This window comes from Aetokthonos hydrillicola CCALA 1050 (assembly GCF_017591665.1).
GTDB lineage: Bacteria > Cyanobacteriota > Cyanobacteriia > Cyanobacteriales > Nostocaceae > Aetokthonos > Aetokthonos hydrillicola.
On sequence record NZ_JAAKGC010000013.1, the window covers coordinates 69,059 to 87,557 of the forward strand.

The 18,499-nt window shown below is 40.2% G+C and carries 20 protein-coding genes; 6 read left to right on the forward strand and 14 right to left on the reverse strand.

Translation table 11 applies throughout. From position 1 onward, the window contains the following. Nucleotides 1-50 precede the first annotated feature (50 nt). From lptB to rpmI, 12 genes are all read right to left on the reverse strand, one after another. On the reverse strand, nucleotides 51-779 hold the full coding sequence (gene lptB, locus G4P69_RS09175; RefSeq protein ID WP_208349501.1) for an LPS export ABC transporter ATP-binding protein: 729 nt from the start codon (nucleotides 777-779) through the stop codon (nucleotides 51-53). A gap of 93 nt (nucleotides 780-872) precedes the next feature. Next, on the reverse strand, nucleotides 873-1,367 hold the full coding sequence (locus G4P69_RS09180; protein ID WP_208349504.1) for an LptA/OstA family protein: 495 nt from the start codon (nucleotides 1,365-1,367) through the stop codon (nucleotides 873-875). A gap of 155 nt (nucleotides 1,368-1,522) precedes the next feature. Further along, nucleotides 1,523-1,915 (reverse strand): DUF309 domain-containing protein, encoded by a 393-nt coding sequence (locus G4P69_RS09185; RefSeq protein ID WP_208349506.1) that lies wholly within the window; start codon nucleotides 1,913-1,915, stop codon nucleotides 1,523-1,525. Further along, nucleotides 1,912-2,277, reverse strand: coding sequence for a ferredoxin thioredoxin reductase catalytic beta subunit (locus G4P69_RS09190; protein WP_208349507.1), 366 nt, complete (start codon nucleotides 2,275-2,277; stop codon nucleotides 1,912-1,914). The genes G4P69_RS09185 and G4P69_RS09190 overlap by 4 nt, the downstream gene beginning before the upstream one ends. Before the next feature lie 60 nt (nucleotides 2,278-2,337). Then, nucleotides 2,338-3,114, reverse strand: a complete 777-nt coding sequence (locus G4P69_RS09195; protein ID WP_208349508.1) for a thioesterase II family protein — start codon at nucleotides 3,112-3,114, stop codon at nucleotides 2,338-2,340. Between the two features lie 156 nt (nucleotides 3,115-3,270). Then, a complete protein-coding gene (locus G4P69_RS09200) occupies nucleotides 3,271-3,972 on the reverse strand; it encodes a CAP domain-containing protein (protein WP_208344833.1) in 702 nt (233 codons plus the stop codon). Between the two features lie 291 nt (nucleotides 3,973-4,263). Beyond that, nucleotides 4,264-5,034 (reverse strand): DsbA family protein, encoded by a 771-nt coding sequence (locus G4P69_RS09205; protein WP_208344834.1) that lies wholly within the window; start codon nucleotides 5,032-5,034, stop codon nucleotides 4,264-4,266. A gap of 433 nt (nucleotides 5,035-5,467) precedes the next feature. Beyond that, nucleotides 5,468-6,994 carry a ferredoxin:protochlorophyllide reductase (ATP-dependent) subunit B gene (gene bchB, locus G4P69_RS09210; RefSeq protein WP_208349509.1) on the reverse strand — a complete coding sequence of 509 codons (1,527 nt, stop codon included), beginning with the start codon at nucleotides 6,992-6,994 and terminating at the stop codon, nucleotides 5,468-5,470. Nucleotides 6,995-7,272: 278 nt separating this feature from the next. Then, nucleotides 7,273-7,797 (reverse strand): tetratricopeptide repeat protein, encoded by a 525-nt coding sequence (locus tag G4P69_RS09215; protein ID WP_208344836.1) that lies wholly within the window; start codon nucleotides 7,795-7,797, stop codon nucleotides 7,273-7,275. 9 nt (nucleotides 7,798-7,806) lie between these two features. Further along, nucleotides 7,807-8,643 (reverse strand): transporter substrate-binding domain-containing protein, encoded by an 837-nt coding sequence (locus G4P69_RS09220; RefSeq protein ID WP_243902919.1) that lies wholly within the window; start codon nucleotides 8,641-8,643, stop codon nucleotides 7,807-7,809. A gap of 45 nt (nucleotides 8,644-8,688) precedes the next feature. Beyond that, nucleotides 8,689-9,051: a 50S ribosomal protein L20 gene (gene rplT / locus G4P69_RS09225; protein WP_208344837.1), complete on the reverse strand. Its 363-nt coding sequence runs from the start codon at nucleotides 9,049-9,051 to the stop codon at nucleotides 8,689-8,691. Nucleotides 9,052-9,070: 19 nt separating this feature from the next. Continuing rightward, nucleotides 9,071-9,268 carry a 50S ribosomal protein L35 gene (rpmI, locus tag G4P69_RS09230; protein WP_208344838.1) on the reverse strand — a complete coding sequence of 66 codons (198 nt, stop codon included), beginning with the start codon at nucleotides 9,266-9,268 and terminating at the stop codon, nucleotides 9,071-9,073. Nucleotides 9,269-9,721: 453 nt separating this feature from the next. On the opposite strand from rpmI, the gene G4P69_RS09235 reads away from it, so the two are divergent. The 5 genes from G4P69_RS09235 (at nucleotide 9,722) to G4P69_RS09255 (ending at nucleotide 13,082) form a co-directional block, all read left to right on the forward strand. Then, nucleotides 9,722-11,689, forward strand: a complete 1,968-nt coding sequence (locus tag G4P69_RS09235; RefSeq protein WP_208344839.1) for a WG repeat-containing protein — start codon at nucleotides 9,722-9,724, stop codon at nucleotides 11,687-11,689. Nucleotides 11,690-11,726: 37 nt separating this feature from the next. After that, the gene (locus tag G4P69_RS09240) at nucleotides 11,727-11,903 is read left to right on the forward strand and encodes a DUF6888 family protein (RefSeq protein WP_208344840.1); all 177 of its coding nucleotides are present in this window, start codon (nucleotides 11,727-11,729) and stop codon (nucleotides 11,901-11,903) included. Continuing rightward, complete coding sequence (locus G4P69_RS09245; RefSeq protein ID WP_208344841.1) at nucleotides 11,900-12,088, forward strand: DUF6887 family protein; 189 nt, start codon at nucleotides 11,900-11,902, stop codon at nucleotides 12,086-12,088. The genes G4P69_RS09240 and G4P69_RS09245 overlap by 4 nt, the downstream gene beginning before the upstream one ends. Before the next feature lie 240 nt (nucleotides 12,089-12,328). Then, nucleotides 12,329-12,838 carry a DUF4365 domain-containing protein gene (locus G4P69_RS09250; RefSeq protein ID WP_208349511.1) on the forward strand — a complete coding sequence of 170 codons (510 nt, stop codon included), beginning with the start codon at nucleotides 12,329-12,331 and terminating at the stop codon, nucleotides 12,836-12,838. Next, nucleotides 12,831-13,082, forward strand: a complete 252-nt coding sequence (locus tag G4P69_RS09255; protein WP_208344934.1) for a type II toxin-antitoxin system HicA family toxin — start codon at nucleotides 12,831-12,833, stop codon at nucleotides 13,080-13,082. Before G4P69_RS09250 ends, G4P69_RS09255 begins: the two co-directional genes overlap by 8 nt. Before the next feature lie 215 nt (nucleotides 13,083-13,297). On the opposite strand, the gene G4P69_RS09260 is transcribed toward G4P69_RS09255, so the two are convergent. Both G4P69_RS09260 and G4P69_RS09265 read right to left on the reverse strand, forming a co-directional pair. Next, a complete protein-coding gene (locus G4P69_RS09260) occupies nucleotides 13,298-13,933 on the reverse strand; it encodes a Uma2 family endonuclease (protein WP_208344935.1) in 636 nt (211 codons plus the stop codon). A 3-nt stretch (nucleotides 13,934-13,936) separates the two neighbouring features. Further along, complete coding sequence (locus tag G4P69_RS09265; protein WP_208344936.1) at nucleotides 13,937-16,276, reverse strand: ATP-dependent helicase; 2,340 nt, start codon at nucleotides 16,274-16,276, stop codon at nucleotides 13,937-13,939. A 65-nt stretch (nucleotides 16,277-16,341) separates the two neighbouring features. Between G4P69_RS09265 and G4P69_RS09270 the strand changes: the two genes are divergently transcribed. After that, nucleotides 16,342-18,048 carry a glycosyltransferase family 39 protein gene (locus tag G4P69_RS09270; protein ID WP_208344937.1) on the forward strand — a complete coding sequence of 569 codons (1,707 nt, stop codon included), beginning with the start codon at nucleotides 16,342-16,344 and terminating at the stop codon, nucleotides 18,046-18,048. Nucleotides 18,049-18,499: the final 451 nt, after the last annotated feature.

Sequence of the window (18,499 nt, forward strand, 5' to 3'; positions counted from 1 at the left end):
TATCAGCTTGACTATTCAGTGATAACTGTTTACTGTTCACTGATAACTGTTTAAACTTGGAAGTTATTACCGAGGTAATATTGCCTGACTAGAGGATTATTGTAAAGTTCTTTGGAACTACCAAAAGCAAGGATTTGCCCTTCACGCATGATATAAGCTCGATCTGTGATTGCAAGGGTTTCGCGGACGTTATGATCTGTGATTAAGATACCCATCTCGCGATCGCGCAATTGTGCCACAATTTGCTGAATTTCCGAGACTGCTATAGGATCAACTCCAGCAAATGGCTCATCCAAAAATAAAAATTTTGGTCCTTCCTTTCCAGCTGCCAACGCTCGTGCTAACTCTGTCCGACGTCTTTCACCTCCAGACAATTGAATTCCTTTGCTATTAGCTACTTTTTCCAAACGAAACTCTTGCAATAAACTTTCTGTTCGGCGTGACCATTGCCAGCGTGGTACATTAGTTTGTTCTAGCACCAACCGAATGTTATCGCGCACACTCAGTTGACGAAAAACACTCGCTTCTTGAGCTAGATAACCAATACCCAGTCGGGCTCTTTTGTGCATCGGTAATCCAGTAATATCCTGGTTACTTAACCAAACTGTTCCCCGATCCGGTTTTTCTAAACCTGTAGCAATATAAAAAGTTGTGGTTTTACCAGCCCCATTGGGACCTAGTAAACCAACTATTTCACCTTGAGCAACAGAAAGGTTAACCCGATTAACAATAACTCGCTTTCCGTAGGATTTGTGAATGTTCTCTAAAACAATTTTCACGATTGGCTTTTTTTGAGTTATGATTTCTAACGCCATTGACCAAGGGGCAATATGCTAGTTCTCTCTGGAAGGCTAAGCCCACAGAAATTTACTCTATCGCCGCTTCAAAGGAGGTGTTTTTGGCGCTGGTGTAGTTGCTTGGTTATTAGGGTTGGTGTCATTAACTATATATATAGATTCTACCTGTTGGTTGCTTTGAGGTTTGGCAATAAATCTTCCTTCGTCAATGAGATACGTAACTGTCTCTCCTCTAATACTATTGCCTCCATTTTGGAGAATGTACACATTACCACTTAAAACAATACGACGTTCCTTACTGAAGTATTGGGCTTGGGCAGCTGTTGCCTGAATACCCCGAGCAGGATAATACATTTGAACATTACCACGAGCAGTTGCTACCTGAGTTTTAGAATCGTATTCTTCGTGATCAGAGCGAATCGTCAGCGCTCGATTGTCTCCAGATTGTTGTGCTGTAGCAGTTTGTACTAGAGTGGGCAATACGAATATATTCCCCAGTACAGTGGGTAGGAGCAAAGCTAAAACAGACCGATTTATCTGCAATTTAAGTAATTGATAACTCGATATCATAAGAATTTAGCTAAAGTCTAGTGTTGTTTATTCTAATTTTTTGTAACAAGGAACTTGAAATCCCCTCTATAAGTGTATTTCGTAAGTGAACTTATAGACGCCCTGCCTTTTGTCAATGTTTCGTTAATAATATAGAAGTCAACTGACTTGACAATTCACTCTGAAATTGCTACTTGTACAATTTTAGGTAAGGGAAAATCTTGTTCCAAATCAAGGCCAGCTATCGATTCCTGGTCTGTTTGTTGTAAAAGTTTTAACAAAACTACACTTTGGTCTAATAATTGGTCTACATCAATACCACTGTAGACGGATGGGTAACGGTTGAGGCGATTGCTTCCCTCTCCCAGTAAAATGACTGCACCTCTCCAGTTAGAGTTACCCAAATGATAAAGCGCCACCGCAATTTGTAAAATGCTTTGATAAAAAGTCTTTTCTGGCTCTGCTGCTTCAATCCATAGAGCCTCTAAGGTATCATGACAGGCGTAGAACTGTCTTGCATTAAACTGCTCTACACCTTGCCAAAACTGTTCAGGTATGCTTTCGGTCATCCCATACCGTCGCGTACTTGTTTGATTGTTTCTAAAGAAATTTCCTGCTTATCACCAGCAAACTCGTTATCTGAAGTCAGGAATAGCATACAGTGGCATTCATTGCGTTCTCGCATTGGTACACATGGACAGTTCCAAAAAGCAGCATTTACTTCTGCTTCCTTGTCTTCATAATGGCGACACGGACACAAAGGGGCTCCTAGATCGTCTTTATGTTTAGCAAGCCCTTCAATAACAACTGCTGTAACGGAGGGTTCAGAACAGAAGAATGTTCCAGTGCGTTTGGCATATTGTTCAGAAAAATGCCGCATTGCCTCTAAACTTTTATCGCTAGATTTTTTGTTAACTTCTGGTGAGATCATAAAATGGGATGCTCATAATTTAAATATTTCTTTGCATTGTACCTTAGTCTTGCAGTGCTATTAGTAGGTGGATCTCCCCTTAGTGATGTGTCGAGATAGTTTTTCAGAAATGCTGTGTAGCAAAAGTGATTGTGCCGAGTTTAAGAAGAAATGATCCCCATCGAACATCTCTACTGAGAAGGCAGCATTTGTATGCTCCCGCCAAGCTTGAAGATCATCGTAACTGACTTTGTGATCCCCCAAACCACCAAACGCTGTGATGGGACAATTGAGGGCTGGTGCTGGAGTATAAACGTAAGTTTCCAGAACCGCAAAATCTGCCCGCAGAGTAGGGATAAGTAGCTCCATCAATTCTGCATTCTCTAACACAGCAGCCGGTGTACCATTATAGCTGCTTAATCCCGCAACGAATTCTGGATCTGGTAAGGCGTGGATCGGTTGATCTCTATCAGGAATTTGTGGAGCGCGTCTACCAGAAAGAAAAAGGTGAAGTGTGTGTAACCCGTATTCTTTACGGAGTAGACGTGTCACCTCAAAGCTGACTAGAGCACCCATACTGTGACCAAAGAAAGCAAATGGCTTGTTTAAGTGAGGTAACAAGATTTGCGCGATCGCCTCTACAAGAGGTTCTAACCGCGTAAATGGTGGTGATTTGATCTGTACTCCTCGTCCAGGAAGTTCGATGGCATAAACCTCAACAGTACTAGGTAGATTATCGTTCCATGTACGAAAAATCACAGAGCTAGCACCCGCGTAGGGAAAGCAGAACAAACGCACCAAGGCATCAGGATTTGGTTTGGTGCATTTAAGCCAAGAGTTTGGTTGTATATTTTTCATCGGTTCATCATTCGCTTACAGCGTAGCCACTCTAGATGCCTATTATTCCTTACTTTATGTTTACATGTTGAAACAAAAGACAAATTCGTAGCCGCTTTCTTCCACAACTACGAATTTATAACTAAAGACTTGCTTTTAATAGCTACTTAAAAATCATTACAAATGACCAATGAAAAATTTCTCTTTGTAACTTCCGGCATAAGTAATTACGCACATTGTTTTATATGTGGCATGAGTTCCAAAGGCAACTCCTGCTACTGTAAAAGAGGGATTAAAAAAGTTGTTTCTATGACCACGTGATGGTACTCCATCATCAATAATTAGCTGCATGACTATATCTTGAGCGGTGGCTGAACCATAGCTAATATTTTCTCCTGCACTCGATTGCCACAAACCATAACGATTGATACGAACAGAAGGGTCACTGCCATCACTACCATAGTGACCAATAATACCTTTTCCTCCTTGATCATTGACAAGATCTCTTGCGCCTAAAGACATTCCCTTAGACACGCTAAGAGTTCCCACCGGAGTAGCATTTTCTAGAAAAGCGATCGCTTCATCAACTGCTTTTATTCCTTCAGTAGTCTGTAAAAAGAAATGTTCAGAAATTTGAACTTTATTGCCCTGAAAACGGCTTCTATAGTTTTTCAAAATAGGTATGTACGACTTCGGATCAGTACGCACCTTATTCATCTCAGTAATTACCTGTTGTTCCATTGACGAAAGGTAACTTGCCGTTGCTACGACAGAATTATGTCTAGCTTGAGCTACCGACGGTCTCGGTTTAACTATTTGATAAGACCATAATGATGCTAAAACACTAGTTGAAATTACGCACTTTTTCCAACTTTTCATTGATTGCCTCACGATTTTTCTTACGTATTAATTCTGATTTTCTGATGCACCGTGAGTGTTTTCAGCTATTCTAAAAAAGCGCTTTTTAAGAAGAATGCTGAAACCAGCAATAATGATTTATTTGTAGCATTAAGAATAGAAAACGTAAAGAGAATCCCCAAAAATTCTATCTGCCTGCCATGCTTATAATAATTTATAAGCAGAGTGAATCATTAAAAGCCAATAAGTGCATTCCAATGGACTTTAGCTATTAGTACTTACGTTTAATTACAAAGCTATAGTACCAAGCAATTAACCAGAACTCTGGGATAAGATTTTTTCGATATCAGGCAGACGTACAAGACCAGAGAACGTTTCGCTTTCAAGGAAAAAGAAGGGTGTGCCAGAAACCCCTATTTTTTCTGCTAATTCTATATCTTGATTAATTGCAGCATCCGCAATACGCCTGTCTCGTGCAAACAATTGCAAATCCAAATTTAGATCTTTGGCAATTTTCAAATATAGTGTTTCCCCCAACTGATTTTGGTGCGTAAATAACGCATTATGATATTCCCAAAATTTACCCTGCTGAGATGCAGCCCAAGCTGCTTTAGCTGCGGGCATAGCTTCAGAGTGAATTTGTGTGATGGGGAAGTTTTTGTAAACCAACGTCACATCATTTCGATGTTTGTCAATCAGATTGTTTAGAGTTTTATGAGCCTCTGCACAATAGGGACATTGAAAATCAGAAAATTCTACGATTAAAACTTTTGCTTTGGGTGATCCTGTAGTGGGAGATTTACCAATGATCTTCTCAGGAGCAGTTTTTAAATCTTGAAAAAATGCCTGTTGTGTTGTTCGCAGTTTTTGCACTAATTGCTGGCGATATGCCTCTAACGACTCTAGAATGACCTGCGGGTGTTCGCGAATTATTTGTAAAACTTGTTGTTCGATTTGTGGATTGGTCGGGTTGGCTGCTTGAGCAGGAAGTGACCAGCTTAGAATTAAGCAAACAAACCCTAATACGACTAGGCACCTTAGCGATTCCAAGAATTGCCTAAAACAATACAAGTATCTACACATACAACAACTCGTTGTGATTGAAACTTTTACCAAAAAACAAGATTGTAACCCCTGATTTGAGACATGGGGAGTTTTACACTCTTCTGACAAGAGCAACCACCCAAAACTACACCTGATCAAAAAACATCAAGATGGCTCACAAGAGAGTCCAACCGGAAATTTCTTGTCAGAAAGAGTATGGTATATAAGTGTTTTAACTAGTAACTATAAACAGTTAACTAGTTCGTTATTTAGCTTTAAACTGTTCAAGAAATACTACCGACCAGTTAAGCGGTGATAGATATTATTCCTCAAGTGAGGCAATTGTACAGCATAATTGCTACACCTAGTTACACTATCACTTTCTTGGCAATTATGAAAAGGGAAAAGGCTAAATTTCAGCCTTTTCCCTTTTCACATTAATCTTTTCTCAGACTATAATTAGGTCTTAAGTTTATGCGCCTACCGATTCTTTTGCAGCGTACATCACTTCCACGGTGATAACAGCAAGATTCCGGTCACGAGCAAATTTCTCAGTGTTGCGCTTTACTTTACCACGAACGAATCCAGGTATTTTATTTAGTTCTGCCTGAGCTTCCTTATTCCAGGTTAGGTCAGAATCTGCAGAAATACCCTTAGTGATGACTTCCTTGGTGTCGTGTCCACCAAAAATTTCCAGCAGATGGTCTTCCATCCCCAAAGTGAAGGAATTATACACTAAGTCGGCAATTTGGTTTGTTCCTTCATAACCCATGAATGGTTTGTAACCAATTGGGAAATTTTGGATATGGATAGGTGCCGCAATAACGCCGCAAGGGATATCTAGACGCTTACCAACATGGCGTTCCATTTGGGTTCCAAAGATTGCAGAGGGTTCTGTACGTGCGATCGCATCCCCAATCTGGCCATGATCATCTGTAATCAATACCTCATCGCAATATTCGCTCACCTGTTCACGGAACCAATCAGCATCGTACTTACAATAAGTTCCAGCCCAAACAACGTGAATACCCATCTCTCTTGCCAAAATCTTGGTCATGGCAGCAGCATGAGTATTGTCACCAAATACCACGGCTTTCTTTCCAGTCAAATTCTGACAGTCAATAGAACGGGAAAACCATGCAGCTTGAGAGACATACAAAGTTTGCTCATTAATAAAGTCTTCGTAGTCTACATCTGCTCCTTGGGCATTAATCACCTGTTGAATCTTGCGGATACAACGAGCCGTTTCAACCACACCCATAGGTGTTATGTCTACATAAGGTATCCCAAATTCTGCTTGTAGGTAACGAGCAGCCATCATACCCAGTTCTCGATATGGTACTAAGTTAAACCAAGCACGAGGGAGATTTTTTAACTGATGAACAGAAGCCCCTTCAGGCATGACTACATTTACCTCAATGCCCAAATCAGCCATGAGCCGCTTCAGTTCTGTGCAGTCGTGTTGGTTGTGAAAGCCAAGAGTAGAAATACCAATAATATTGACCGAAGGCTTTTCGGTTTTCGTTGTTGGAAGTTCGCCTTTTTTACGGGCTTTCTCAATATAATATTGAACGATTTGATCTAAAGTGCGATCAGCAGCTTGTAGTTCGTTGACACGGTAATGATTAACATCAGCTAGCAGCACATCGGATTTTGCATCCATCTGCGCCCTGTCCACAAAGTTTTGTAGGTCTTCTTGCAAAATGCTAGAGGTACAGGTGGGAGTTAACACAATTAAATCTGGGTGTTCCTCGGCGTCTTTGCGGGTGATGTTGTCTACCACTTTTTCTTGGGAGCCGCGAGCCAAAACGTTACGGTCAACAATGCTTGCTGTGACTGGTGTAAAGTTCCTTTCCCTTTCTAGCATCGACCGCATGACATTAAAGTAGTCGTCGCCTAGTGGAGCATGCATAATAGCATGAACATTTTTAAAGGAACTGGCGATTCGCAAAGTGCCAATGTGGGCGGGACCTGCATACATCCAGTAAGCCAATTTCATGACTGTGTTCTCCCTTTTAATGAAACGAACTGAGTCCGATTGAAGGTGGACTATGAGTGCTTTATTTTTAAATCGCTTCTGATTGTCGCAAAACTTGTAGCCTTTAAGAAGTAAGGCTTTGACTGGGTTTACATCTCCTTTAGAGGCTGGAATGCCCATAGTGCTTAGAATTAAGCACAGACTTTAACAACATTCTAGTTGTTAAAGTGATACGAATCTTAATTTTTCGGCACATTTGTTATAACTGGGCATGCCCTATGCCCCATGCCCTATAACCATTAAGCAGATACCAAACGCCTTAAAGATTCACTACGGCGTTTAGCAGTAGAGTTTTTTGGATCGTATTTGAGAGATTCTTCGTAAGTTTCCAGCGCTTGAGCATTTAATTTTTTACGCTCATAAGCATGACCAAGATTGTTCAATGCTGTCACATAATCAGCTTTGATTTTTAGAGCCTCTTTATATTGACGAATTGCTAAATCATATTGTTCTTGAGCAAAGTAAGCGTAACCAAGCCCGTTATAAATCGGCGCAATGTTTTCTTCTCGTTCTTCTGAAGCCGCTTTAATAGCTTTTTGAAAAAGAGGAAGTGCTTGGGAAAATAATTTTTTCTCTAGATAAATGCTAGCTAATTCGTAATATTCTTGCGTTGTGCCTTTTTCGTTATTCAGCTTCTTTTTCAATTTTGAGAAAGTGCTATTAACTCTACGAGTTTTCAGAACCTCACGCAAAATGTTTACTCCTGCAAATAAAAGCAGAACTACCAAAATTGATAGATAAAAAATTGCTAGATTGTTAGTCATTGATTTATATTAATAATTCTTAAGTTTTATACTCATCTCTGGTAGACCCCAATAGGTGGCCTGTTTTTGCAGCCAACCGTCAGCTATATAATGAGAAATAGCTTCATTGACCTGCTCTCGGAATTTATCATACTGTAATCCCTTGGGCATCACCACCGATAAGGGTTCTGTTGATAGTTTTGTTGGTAGCAATCTATATTGATTATCCGTTTTTACCCAACCACTAAGGATGCTTCCATCCGCAGCGAAAGCTGATACAGCTTGAGTTTGTGTGAGCGATCGCGCTTCTTCGTAGGAACTCACTCCGACAAACTCGGCATTGGGTAAGTAATACTGCACCACTGGTATAGTGCTAGAGTCTTTGAGAACAGCTACTTTCCGTTTTGCCAAATCACTCAATTTTTGCACTGAGGGATCTTTTGTGATTAAAACAGTGCCATCAAAGTAATATGGAACACTGAAATCCACTAAACGATTCCGAGAAGAAGTTGCTGTCACCCTAGCGATCGCAAGATCTACTTTGTGGTCTAAAACTAGAGACAAGCGATCGCGATTCGCTACAGGTTTTAATTTTACAGCATTTGGTTTACCCAACAAATCAGACGCTAATGCTTTTGCCAAGTCAATTTCAAAGCCTTGTAGATTCCCGTTTGCGTCTTTAAATCCCAACGGGTACAAATTATCTTTAACCGCTATATTCAAATATCCTCGCTGCTGAATTTTTGGTAATTCGGCAGCAGATACTTTTAGCTGTGTATTGTCAATACCAAACGAAAAAGCTATTAGACAACAGATAGCACCGGATACCAGCAGATATAGCCGATGTTTGCGCTGCAGTTGATACATATGACACATCTGTTACATCCGTTGCTAAATCCGTTACATCTGTTGCTAGCGTGAGCCTTTAGCGTGACTTGCCAATTCAGCGACTTTACTAAAGCTATTTGGATCCAGAACTGCCATCTGCGCCAACATTTTGCGATTTAGCTGGATATTGGCTTTTTTCAGATTGCCGATCAACTGGCTATAACTCATACCATGTTGACGTGCAGCAGCATTGATCCGAGTGATCCATAGGCGGCGGAAATCGCGTTTGCGCTTTTTGCGATCGCGGTAAGCATTCCGCAGAGCCTTCATCACCTGTTGGTTAGCGGTTCTAAACAGGGTTGAGTGAGAACCGCGAAAACCTTTCGCTAGTTTGAGAATTTTATTGCGGCGTTTACGAGCGACATTACCGCGTTTTACTCTTGTCATAACTTAATTCCTGAAATAATTACAAATAGGGAAGCATTAAGCGTACGTTTTCTTCATCACGCTCATTGACAACTGCCATTTTCGAGAACTTTCGCTTCTTATTGGTAGTCTTATGTTCTAGGAGGTGATTTTTGAAAGCTTTGCGACGTACTATCTTACCACTCCCAGTGACGCGGAATCTTTTTGACGCTGCTTTACGAGTTTTCAGTTTAGGCATGGTTTGGCACTTAAAGAAGGACTCAGAATTCAGAACTCAGGAATCACAATCAATTGGATGGGTGTTTAGAACACAACCAATCGTAGACTTTGTGTAGACGCTGGGGATTTAGACCTCATTGTCATCCGTCAATTGTACAAAATTCATACTGAATTCAGACTCCTGACTCCTGAGTTCTTTTGTGAAAACAACACGATCCAGTATGATATCATAGTTTGGCTTTTTTAGTGAATTTTGATATTTAATGAGAGTTTGAGCGCGCTAACATATAATAGCCAGTACTAATTAATAAAGTAAGTAACCTCTGTCACGATATAGATTGTAGTACAGCGAACGCGGAAATAACCCAACCATACCCTGCGGGCTACAAAATTAACGAAAAGCCAATCATTTAAGCTTTTTTAATTTTTAATTTTTAATTCCGCCTAGCAACGCCGTTAAGTGTATCTGCTTATGCTTCTTCAAGGAACCATCCTCCGCAATCGCTACCAAATCATCAGACACCTCGGAACCGGGGGGTTTGCTGACACTTACTTGGCGGAAGATAGAGATTTACCAGGTCACCCCCAATGTGTTGTAAAACATCTAAAACTTACAAGTCCTAGCCCGTCTGTCTTACCAATTGCTAGTCGTTTATTTGAAACAGAAGCACAAGTTTTGTATTTACTAGGTCAGCATGACCAAATACCAAAGCTTTTTGCCCACTTTCAAGAAAATGGAGAGTTTTACTTAGTTCAAGAGTTTATTGATGGCAATGACTTAACCAAAGAACTGACTTTAGGTAAGCGTTTTAGTGAACAAGAAGTTATTAAGCTGTTACAGGGAATTCTAGAAGTATTGGTCGTTGTCCATGAACGGAGTATTATTCATCGAGATATCAAGCCTCAAAACTTAATCCGACGCCGCAAAGATGGCAAAATTGTGCTAATTGACTTTGGTTCAGTTAAAGAGATTGGGACTTTAGCAGTTAATACTGAAGGTCACGTTAGATCCACCATTGCTGTTGGAACTCCTGGCTATATGCCAAGTGAACAAGCTAATGGTAGTCCCAAGTTTTGTAGCGATATTTATGCAGTGGGTATGGTTGGGATCCAAGCTCTCACAGGCTTACTGCCTCAACAGCTACTCCAAGATACCACAACAGGTGAACTGATTTGGCGCAATTATGTTCAAGTTAGCGACTTGCTAGCAGATATACTCTCAAAAATGGTGCGCTACCACTTTGCTCAGCGTTACCAATCAGCAAGTGAGGCATTACAAGCACTTAATGCTCTAGCACCAAGAGCTCAGCTTCAGCTCCCCCCTACATCAGTAGCTACATCATCTCCATCAGTTCCTCTCATCTCTCGATCTTCCCAGTCTTTCAGAAGAAGAAGTATTCTTGGATTCACCTTTTTGGCAATAGGAGTCCTTGCCACTGTTTTTTTGATCAATCGCTCTCTGTACGAGCCGATACAATCGACAAATTTCACTGTTTCACCATCAAACATTGATTATGCAATTAAACCCACCTTTGATGCGGCGGCTAATTTTTCAGATGGATTGGCACGTGTAAGAATTGAGGGTAGGACAGGTTATATAGACAATCGTGGTAAAGTCGCCATTCAACCCCTATTTGATGGTGCTCTAGACTTTTCTGAGGGACTAGCACTTGTTTGGATTTCAGGACAGAATAGGGGCTTTATAAACAAGACAGGGCGCTTTGTGATTCAGCCACAATTTGCTAGAAATGCTGCTAACAAGTTTTCTGAAGGACTAGCATCAGTATGTATTGTTAGCACTTGCGGCTATATGGATAAGAGTGGAAGTTTTACCATTGATCGGAAATTTACTGGTGCTGGGAACTTTTCTGAAGGATTAGCACCAATAAAGACGGGTGGTAAGTGGGGTTATATTGATAAAAGCGGCAACATTGTTATTAAACCACAATTTAATGAAGCTTATAAATTTTCCCAAGGTTTAGCAGTTGTCAAAACTGGTGAGGAGTGGAGTTATATTGACAAAAATGGAAACATTGTAATCCGACCAGAGGCTGATGAGATTAGTACCTTTTTTGAAGGAGTTGCAGCAGTCAAGGTTGATGGCAAAATTGGCTATATCGACAAAAGTGGTAAACTTGTCATCAAACCACAATTTGTCGATACTCCAGATAAAGATATAACTGCTCGCTTTATCTGCGATATTGTGGATATCCCTAATTCCTATAGTGGAGGGTTTATCTGTAAACATTTAGAAAAACGATATAACTTTTCTGAAGGATTAGCCGCAGCACAGGTTAATGGTAAGTGGGGTTATATCGATATAAGCGGTAATTTTGTTATTCCCCCGACGTTTGAACAATGTGGGAAGTTTTCAGAAGGGTTAGCATTTGTCTGTTTGAACGGGAAATGTGGTTATATTCGTCATCCTTATAAGCAGTAAATAAAGAGGGAATAGGGAGATAGCAGTAATTAAAATTATGGAACCGACACCAGAGCAAATGAAGGAATGCTACAGAATATGTACTGAATTAACAAAAATGTTTCTCTCGGTGCATTTAGTACGTTTAGATAAAAGAACAGGAGAAGTTTACATTTTAGCTGGTGATGGGTTACAAGTTCTGATACGTTCAAATGGTAAAGTGAGGTTTTTATGAACAAACCAAATCTGGAAGCGATGACACAGCAAGAACTGCAAAAATACATTTTGGAACATCGCGATGATGAAGATGCAGTACATGAAGCAGTGCTACGGATTCAGCAGCATGGAAGGACAGTAACCTCTGATGAGTTTATTGAAATTGTTAAACAGCGAGCTACTAACCCACCCCAACCACAGTGAATAGCCACCAAAGAGAAATTTTCTAGGCGCTCTCGTGAACTTCGTCACACCACCAAATACTTGTAACCTTTCACTGCTTGTCTTCATTAATCACAATTTGTCCCACATTTTACCGCCCAAACTGCGCACGTACTCGCCGCTACATTTTTTAACCATTTCTCTTGCTATATTCTATGTTCTAAGCTTGGTAAACACGATTTTGATATCATTTACAGAATTGAAAATAAAAAGATTCAGTAGATGCCAAGAAAGAAGAGACTAAGAGAGCACGTAATAGCAGATTTAAGTGTTAATTATGTTGAACGATATGCGTTCTTGTGTGGTTACTCTGTAGAACGCGTTGAGTATGATTATGGTTACGACTTACTCATCTTCACTTACGATGATCAAGGAGAAATTGAGAATGGCCAAATATATATACAGTTAAAGGCTACAGATTCACTCTCTATATTGGCAGACCAAAAAACTATTAGTTTTACACTTACACATTCGGATTTGGAACTGTGGCTGTTTGAGCCGATGCCATGTATCCTAATCGTATATGATGCACAAGACGGTCAAGCTTATTGGCTATATTTACAAGCATACTTTGAAAACTTGGATGAATTTGACATATCCAAGACTCGTGAAAGTATCACTATACGCTTACCTAAAGCTAATATATTAAATCAAGAGGCAATAAAAAAATTTGCTAAATTTAAAAATGATGTTCTCAGCCAGTTACAAGGAGTGATTCGGCATAATGGTTAGAGAAATTAAATTTCGTGAGCTAGAACATTTGCTCTATAGCTTAGGTTTTGTAACAGTGCCAACCGCTGGTTCACATAAAATATATCAGTATCCATCATCTGGTACATTAGTTATTCTACCTGGTTATAACCAACAAGCGTACGTACGAAGTGTACATTTAGTAGCTGTACGCCGAATATTGTCGGAAAATGGTTTGATGGATAGCGATAAATTTAACAGTTCTTTGGAGAAAGTAGCAAGCTAATAAAGCAATAAGTAATTGTTCTTAGCTTGCCCACCCTACGGGTCTATATGCTTTTGCACATTTAATTTGTATATTGTAATAGACTTTCTAATACCAATTTTCTGTGAAGCTGCACATTATTTTTACCCCTCCTAACCTCCCCTTGCCAAGGGGAGGGAAAGAAGGCGGTGGGTTTCTTTCTATGCGTCTTTATATAAAAATGGTATAAGAAAATGTTAAATGACTGAATCAAAGACCTGTTGCGCGGTTAAATTCAAATCTGGGAATGTTCGGGACACAATCAAATCACTACCCCTAAACGGAGTGATTTGGTATTCTCCATCAATTAATTCGCACACCAAAACGGTTGGTTGTTTGGGATTACCGATAAATTTGCGCCCACCTAATGCTGCATAATCGACGATCCAATATTCTGGTATTCCAATTTCTTCATAATTAGCGAATTTATTATAATAATCATCTCGCCAATTTGTTGAAACAACTTCAACAACCAGCGCTACACTTTCAGGGTAAAGAACAGTAGATTCTTTTTTCCATAATGGTTCATTCTTTAGATTGTCACGATTGAGAACCAATACATCAGGTATGTAAGCAGATTCGCCATCGGGCGTCTTAACCAAAGCTGATTTCGGTATCGTGTAGGGTAGCTTACGTTCCTTAAATGCGCTAACGATCTGCTCTGTTAAAAAACCTACAATATCTTCATGGTCGCCAGTTGGTGGAGCCATCTCAATTATTACTCCGTTGTGTAGTTCGTAGCGTACAGGGGAGTTTTCGGGGTACCATTCGATAAACTCATCAAAGGTGTATGTTTTTGGGTTTGTTTGGGTTTGGATTTGTGCTTGGGTCATAAGTTAACCAATAATTAACTCTGGAAATTGGCGCTTTAATGCTGGAAAGACTGGACAAGGTGTTGAAGTTTGTAAATTCTCTGGTTTACTCCAAGTAAATGGGGCTTTTTGTGCAGCAGATATCCACAATAAGCGCTTTGCTCTTGTCATAGCGACGTATAATAAACGGTATTCTTCAGCAGTTTTTAGGTGTTTTGCTTGTTCCCAAGCTTCACTGGTGCTGGGTAGGGAAGATTCACCATGAAGTGCTGTACGTATTTGGGCGCGAGCAACTTCTGATAAGGTAAAATCTCCTAAAAACTGACTTTGGGGAGGAACCCAGAATCTCCCAGGAATTAAGTTTTCGTGTAGAAACGGGATAAAAACATAGTCCCAATCTAGCCCTTTGGCTTTGTGCATTGTGATAATGGTAAGTTGACCGCGCTGAGTGTAACGTGCTTCTATATTGTCTGTTTCTACAGGTTCAAAGCGTTCGGAACTCACTATTTCACTGAGTACATTCAGCATGGCATTCATGGAATTGTTACCAGCTATTTGCTGGATGACACGTTCTGAAAGTTTATCCGCTGTTGCTAGTTCTGCTTGATCATAATTTAATGCTAAGGCTAGGAAAGAAATGATTTGGTACAAAGGTAGTTCTAAGCGGGCGCGAAGTAAATTACGGCACAATCTTGCTGCTTTCTCAACTGGTTCTGGTTGGGGTGAAGCTAAGGGACCAGGATATAAAAATTCTTCGGGTAAACTAGCAAGAGTGTTGAGATCTTGGCTTTCAATCAACTGTCTTTGTACAAGGACTGTTAGTGCTGCTTTTAGGTAGTCAGGTGAATGAGGGCGATCGCAAAATTGTAGCAGTATTAAAATTTCCTCTGGTACATGGGAATGGCGATCGTGTGCTGCTACATCATAAAGCGTAATTTTTTGCTCTTTGCATATAGGGGCTAGTGCTTCTGCTAACCAAGTTCCTTGGCGATTTTCCCTGACTAAAATAGCTGCACTAGTGTTTGTGGGATCTTCAGTAAATAATTCAGTAACCCTTTGAGAAAGCAACTCGACTGTATGATGAATGTCACGCGGAGTATATAATTCTAATCCGTGTCCTACTTTTTCAGGGTTGGCATTTGCTTGGGGGTCATCTGGATCAACTGGGCGAATTTTCTGATTCCGGAAAGGAAGTGGGGGAGCGGGTTTGTCTGTTTTGTTCTCATTCCCTCCATAAAAACTGTTCACCCATCCCAAAACAAAGTTGGCAGCTTCAATTATGATTCTAGTACTACGACCGGCTTGATCCATTGTTGCCAGTCGTTCTTGTGTGTTGCATTCTTCACAAAAACGGCGAAAGTAAATTGGATCGGCTGGGGTGAAAGTTGAGTTAATGGCTTGATTTGGGTCACCTACACGCACTAAGTTAATTTGAGGTTTTGAATTTTCTCCTTGTGCTAATTCTGTAGCAAGAATTGTTAATAGTCGAGTTTGCAGGGGACTGGAATCTTGTGCTTCGTCTTCAAAGACAGCAAAGACTTGGTTTTGCTCGATTCTACGCGCGGTTTCGTTTTCTAGTACTCTGAGAGCAGCTAAAATCATGTCATCGTAGTCGATGAAGTCACGCGATCGCATTAATTTTTGGTATTGCTCATACAATCCAGTAGCGATACTTAAAATTCCATACGCGTCTGTGATTTGATGACTTATCGAGTGCAGATCTTCTGGTGATAAACCAGAACTTTTAGCTTCATGAATTACCGTAGTTGCTAGTTCTGGTAATACTTCTGTGCGCAGTACTGATTGGCGTCGGAGTCTTTCTGTTTCTTCCCCGTCAAATTGAATACCTTCTAGTAAGCGAGAATAATGCCCTGGATTGTTACTAATCCATTGTTCAACAGCAGTGCGGATGAAACGGTGGCTTTGATTTGGGGTGATTAATGTAACATTTGCTAATTCTAACCCTGACAAATCTGGGTAGCGACTGGCGATGTTTAATGCTAAACCATGTAGAGTATGCACAACAAAGCCAGTTTGGGGTAATGATAAATCTCGCAAGTATTTGCTGATTTTAGCTTTAATATTGGCAGCAGCTGAGCGAGTAAAAGTAACAACAATCAGTTGACGGCGAGTCTTGCGGGGTAATTCCGCAGAACGTTCATATTGACGCGCGATGGCGATCGCAGCAGCAGCAGCCATACCTGTGGATTTACCAGCACCAGGAACAGCTGACACAGCAAGGGGACCAGATCTCCAGTCAGCCATTGGCTGCTGTCCAAGACGCAGACTATTACGGATACTTGTTATGGCTGCCTCTCTGAGGGAAGAGATCGGCTCTTTAGTAGAGTAAGATTCTAGCGGCACTGGATTTGTAAAGTTTCACTATTATTATTCTAGATTTTGAACGAGGATTGCGTAGTAATCTACTGATGGCAAAACACACAATGTCTCTACATTACCTAAGTTTAGCTGTGGCGATCGCACTTGGGGCTATCTTGCGATTTTGGCACTTGGATTTAAAGCCTCTGTGGATGGATGAGGTGATTACTGCCATTTTTAGCTTAGGTAAAACGTATAACGATCTGCCATTGGATGTGGTATTCCCTCTTGAGCGTTTGCAAGAAATTTTTACTTTTCAATCAGGGGTGAGTTGTCCTCAAATTGCTCAAAATATCGCTACACAGTCCACTCATCCACCGCTATTTTTTTGCTTGATGCACAGTTGGTTGGGGTGGGTAAGTCCATTAGGAGAAGCTTGGGTGGAAAAATTGCGGTTTCTACCGGCGCTGTTTGGTGTGGGTGCGATCGTAGTTATTTATTGTGTAAATCGTATTGCGTTTTGTCCATCGGCTGGGATAGCAGCTGCTGCTTTAATGGCGGTATCACCTTTTGCCGTTTACCTTTCTCAAGAAGCGCGTCACTACACTTTGCCAATGCTCTTGATTGCTTTAGCGTTATTGACACTGGTACAAATTCAACAAGATCTTGAAACGCGTCGAAAAATAAGGTTTTGGCTGTGGCTAGGATGGGCGATCGTTAACAGTATCGGTTTGTACGTTAATTACTTCTTTATTCTTGTCTTCTTTGCTGAAATTGCCACATTGCTCGTGCTCATGTACTGGTGTAGAGCAAACATCCTAAACAAGGGTAAAGTGTTGCTACCACTTGTTCTCTCTATCACAGGTGTTTTGAGTAGTGTTCTTCCTTGGCTTTCGGTAATACTGAATCATTCTCAACGTGGAGAAACAGATTGGTTAGAGACTGGGAATTACATAGCCCCGGTGTATCAAACTTTCGTTGGCTGGATACTGATGATAATTACTTTACCTGTGGAACATCAGCCCCTACCAATTGTAATTATCTCTGGATTATTAATGGTTTTGTTTGGAATATGGGTTGGGAGGGAAGCCTTCAAAGGCTTAAGGGAGTTGTGGTCTACACCATCAACTCATCTAGCTACACTAACTCTATTAAGTTTCTCTGTTTGGCTGCTAGTAGAATTTTTTGCTATAGCCTATTTCTTAAAAAAAGATATTACTGCTGTTCCTCGTTATAATTTTGTCTACTATCCTAGTGTCTGTGCTTTAATAGCAGCAAGCCTGACCAGAATTCAAAAGGAACCAGTGCTCGCTTGCGCTGCGTCGACTTGTAGCACCTGGCGTTCAAAATTCGTTGTTTTATTGGTTGGTGTTATTAGTTGTATTTTCGTTGTCTCTAACTTAACTTTCCAAAAACCCTTTGAACCAGAACGAGTCGCTCAAACAATGAATCAGGAACCGTCTGTTTCACTTATGGTTGTAATGGCATACAGCAATTATCAAGATGTAGCTTTGGGGTTAAGTTTTGCTCTAACACTTGAACAACTTAGGGATGCGAGCAGAGTTATTTCGTCTTCCGCCCCAACTTCTGATTTTGCTTTTTTCAAGCAATCCCCGGATTTTCAACTTGTGTGGCAAAAGCTGTCTCAACTACCTACTAAAGTGACAAATCGACTAAATTTATGGATAGTTGCACCTGGAAGAAGACACCGAGATTATCCGCAACATATAGTCATTGCTAAACAGACTAGTTGTTATATAGATTCTAAAGAGTACTATCGGATTGGTATTCCTTATCAACTTTATCGATGTAAGTAGTTAGCAGTGTATTGGTTAATAGTGTTCACCACATTTTAAGAGTTTATTTTGAAATCTCATTCAGTGTTTTCCATTAGAAACAAATCAAGAATTAATGAACGTGGAGCATCGTAGCTACTTCTCAAGACGTTTTAAGCAATAACTTGAAGATGATTACAAATATCTACTTAGAAACTCAGCAATTTTGATTAATTGTAAAGTTAGAACCTTACTTAACTACTATTTTAACTACTAAAATTCTAGAAGATCTACAGAACAACCGAAATTATCGTGTCACACAGCCAAGTTAGGAGAGATATTTGCTTTATCTAGATGCTTGTAACGCGTACAAAAAGCAGATAATAGCTTTTTTAGATGAATACGTTTTAGAGTATTGATCAGTATATTTTCTAAGAGAAAAATCAGCAAACAGTAAACAATCAATATTTTTTCTAATATTTCTAATTCATTT

Coding starts and splice junctions, on each gene's coding strand:
- G4P69_RS09215 (WP_208344836.1), bottom strand. CDS start 7,797: ATGACTAACAATCTAGCAATTTTTTATCTATCAATTTTGGTAGTTCTG.
- G4P69_RS09200 (WP_208344833.1), bottom strand. CDS start 3,972: ATGAAAAGTTGGAAAAAGTGCGTAATTTCAACTAGTGTTTTAGCATCA.
- G4P69_RS09235 (WP_208344839.1), top strand. CDS start 9,722: ATGCTTCTTCAAGGAACCATCCTCCGCAATCGCTACCAAATCATCAGA.
- bchB (WP_208349509.1), bottom strand. CDS start 6,994: ATGAAATTGGCTTACTGGATGTATGCAGGTCCCGCCCACATTGGCACT.
- G4P69_RS09260 (WP_208344935.1), bottom strand. CDS start 13,933: ATGACCCAAGCACAAATCCAAACCCAAACAAACCCAAAAACATACACC.
- G4P69_RS09190 (WP_208349507.1), bottom strand. CDS start 2,277: ATGATCTCACCAGAAGTTAACAAAAAATCTAGCGATAAAAGTTTAGAG.
- G4P69_RS09180 (WP_208349504.1), bottom strand. CDS start 1,367: ATGATATCGAGTTATCAATTACTTAAATTGCAGATAAATCGGTCTGTT.
- G4P69_RS09195 (WP_208349508.1), bottom strand. CDS start 3,114: ATGAAAAATATACAACCAAACTCTTGGCTTAAATGCACCAAACCAAAT.
- G4P69_RS09240 (WP_208344840.1), top strand. CDS start 11,727: ATGGAACCGACACCAGAGCAAATGAAGGAATGCTACAGAATATGTACT.
- G4P69_RS09205 (WP_208344834.1), bottom strand. CDS start 5,034: ATGTGTAGATACTTGTATTGTTTTAGGCAATTCTTGGAATCGCTAAGG.
- G4P69_RS09250 (WP_208349511.1), top strand. CDS start 12,329: ATGCCAAGAAAGAAGAGACTAAGAGAGCACGTAATAGCAGATTTAAGT.
- G4P69_RS09270 (WP_208344937.1), top strand. CDS start 16,342: ATGGCAAAACACACAATGTCTCTACATTACCTAAGTTTAGCTGTGGCG.
- G4P69_RS09255 (WP_208344934.1), top strand. CDS start 12,831: ATGGTTAGAGAAATTAAATTTCGTGAGCTAGAACATTTGCTCTATAGC.
- G4P69_RS09220 (WP_243902919.1), bottom strand. CDS start 8,643: ATGTATCAACTGCAGCGCAAACATCGGCTATATCTGCTGGTATCCGGT.
- G4P69_RS09245 (WP_208344841.1), top strand. CDS start 11,900: ATGAACAAACCAAATCTGGAAGCGATGACACAGCAAGAACTGCAAAAA.
- rpmI (WP_208344838.1), bottom strand. CDS start 9,268: ATGCCTAAACTGAAAACTCGTAAAGCAGCGTCAAAAAGATTCCGCGTC.
- G4P69_RS09185 (WP_208349506.1), bottom strand. CDS start 1,915: ATGACCGAAAGCATACCTGAACAGTTTTGGCAAGGTGTAGAGCAGTTT.
- rplT (WP_208344837.1), bottom strand. CDS start 9,051: ATGACAAGAGTAAAACGCGGTAATGTCGCTCGTAAACGCCGCAATAAA.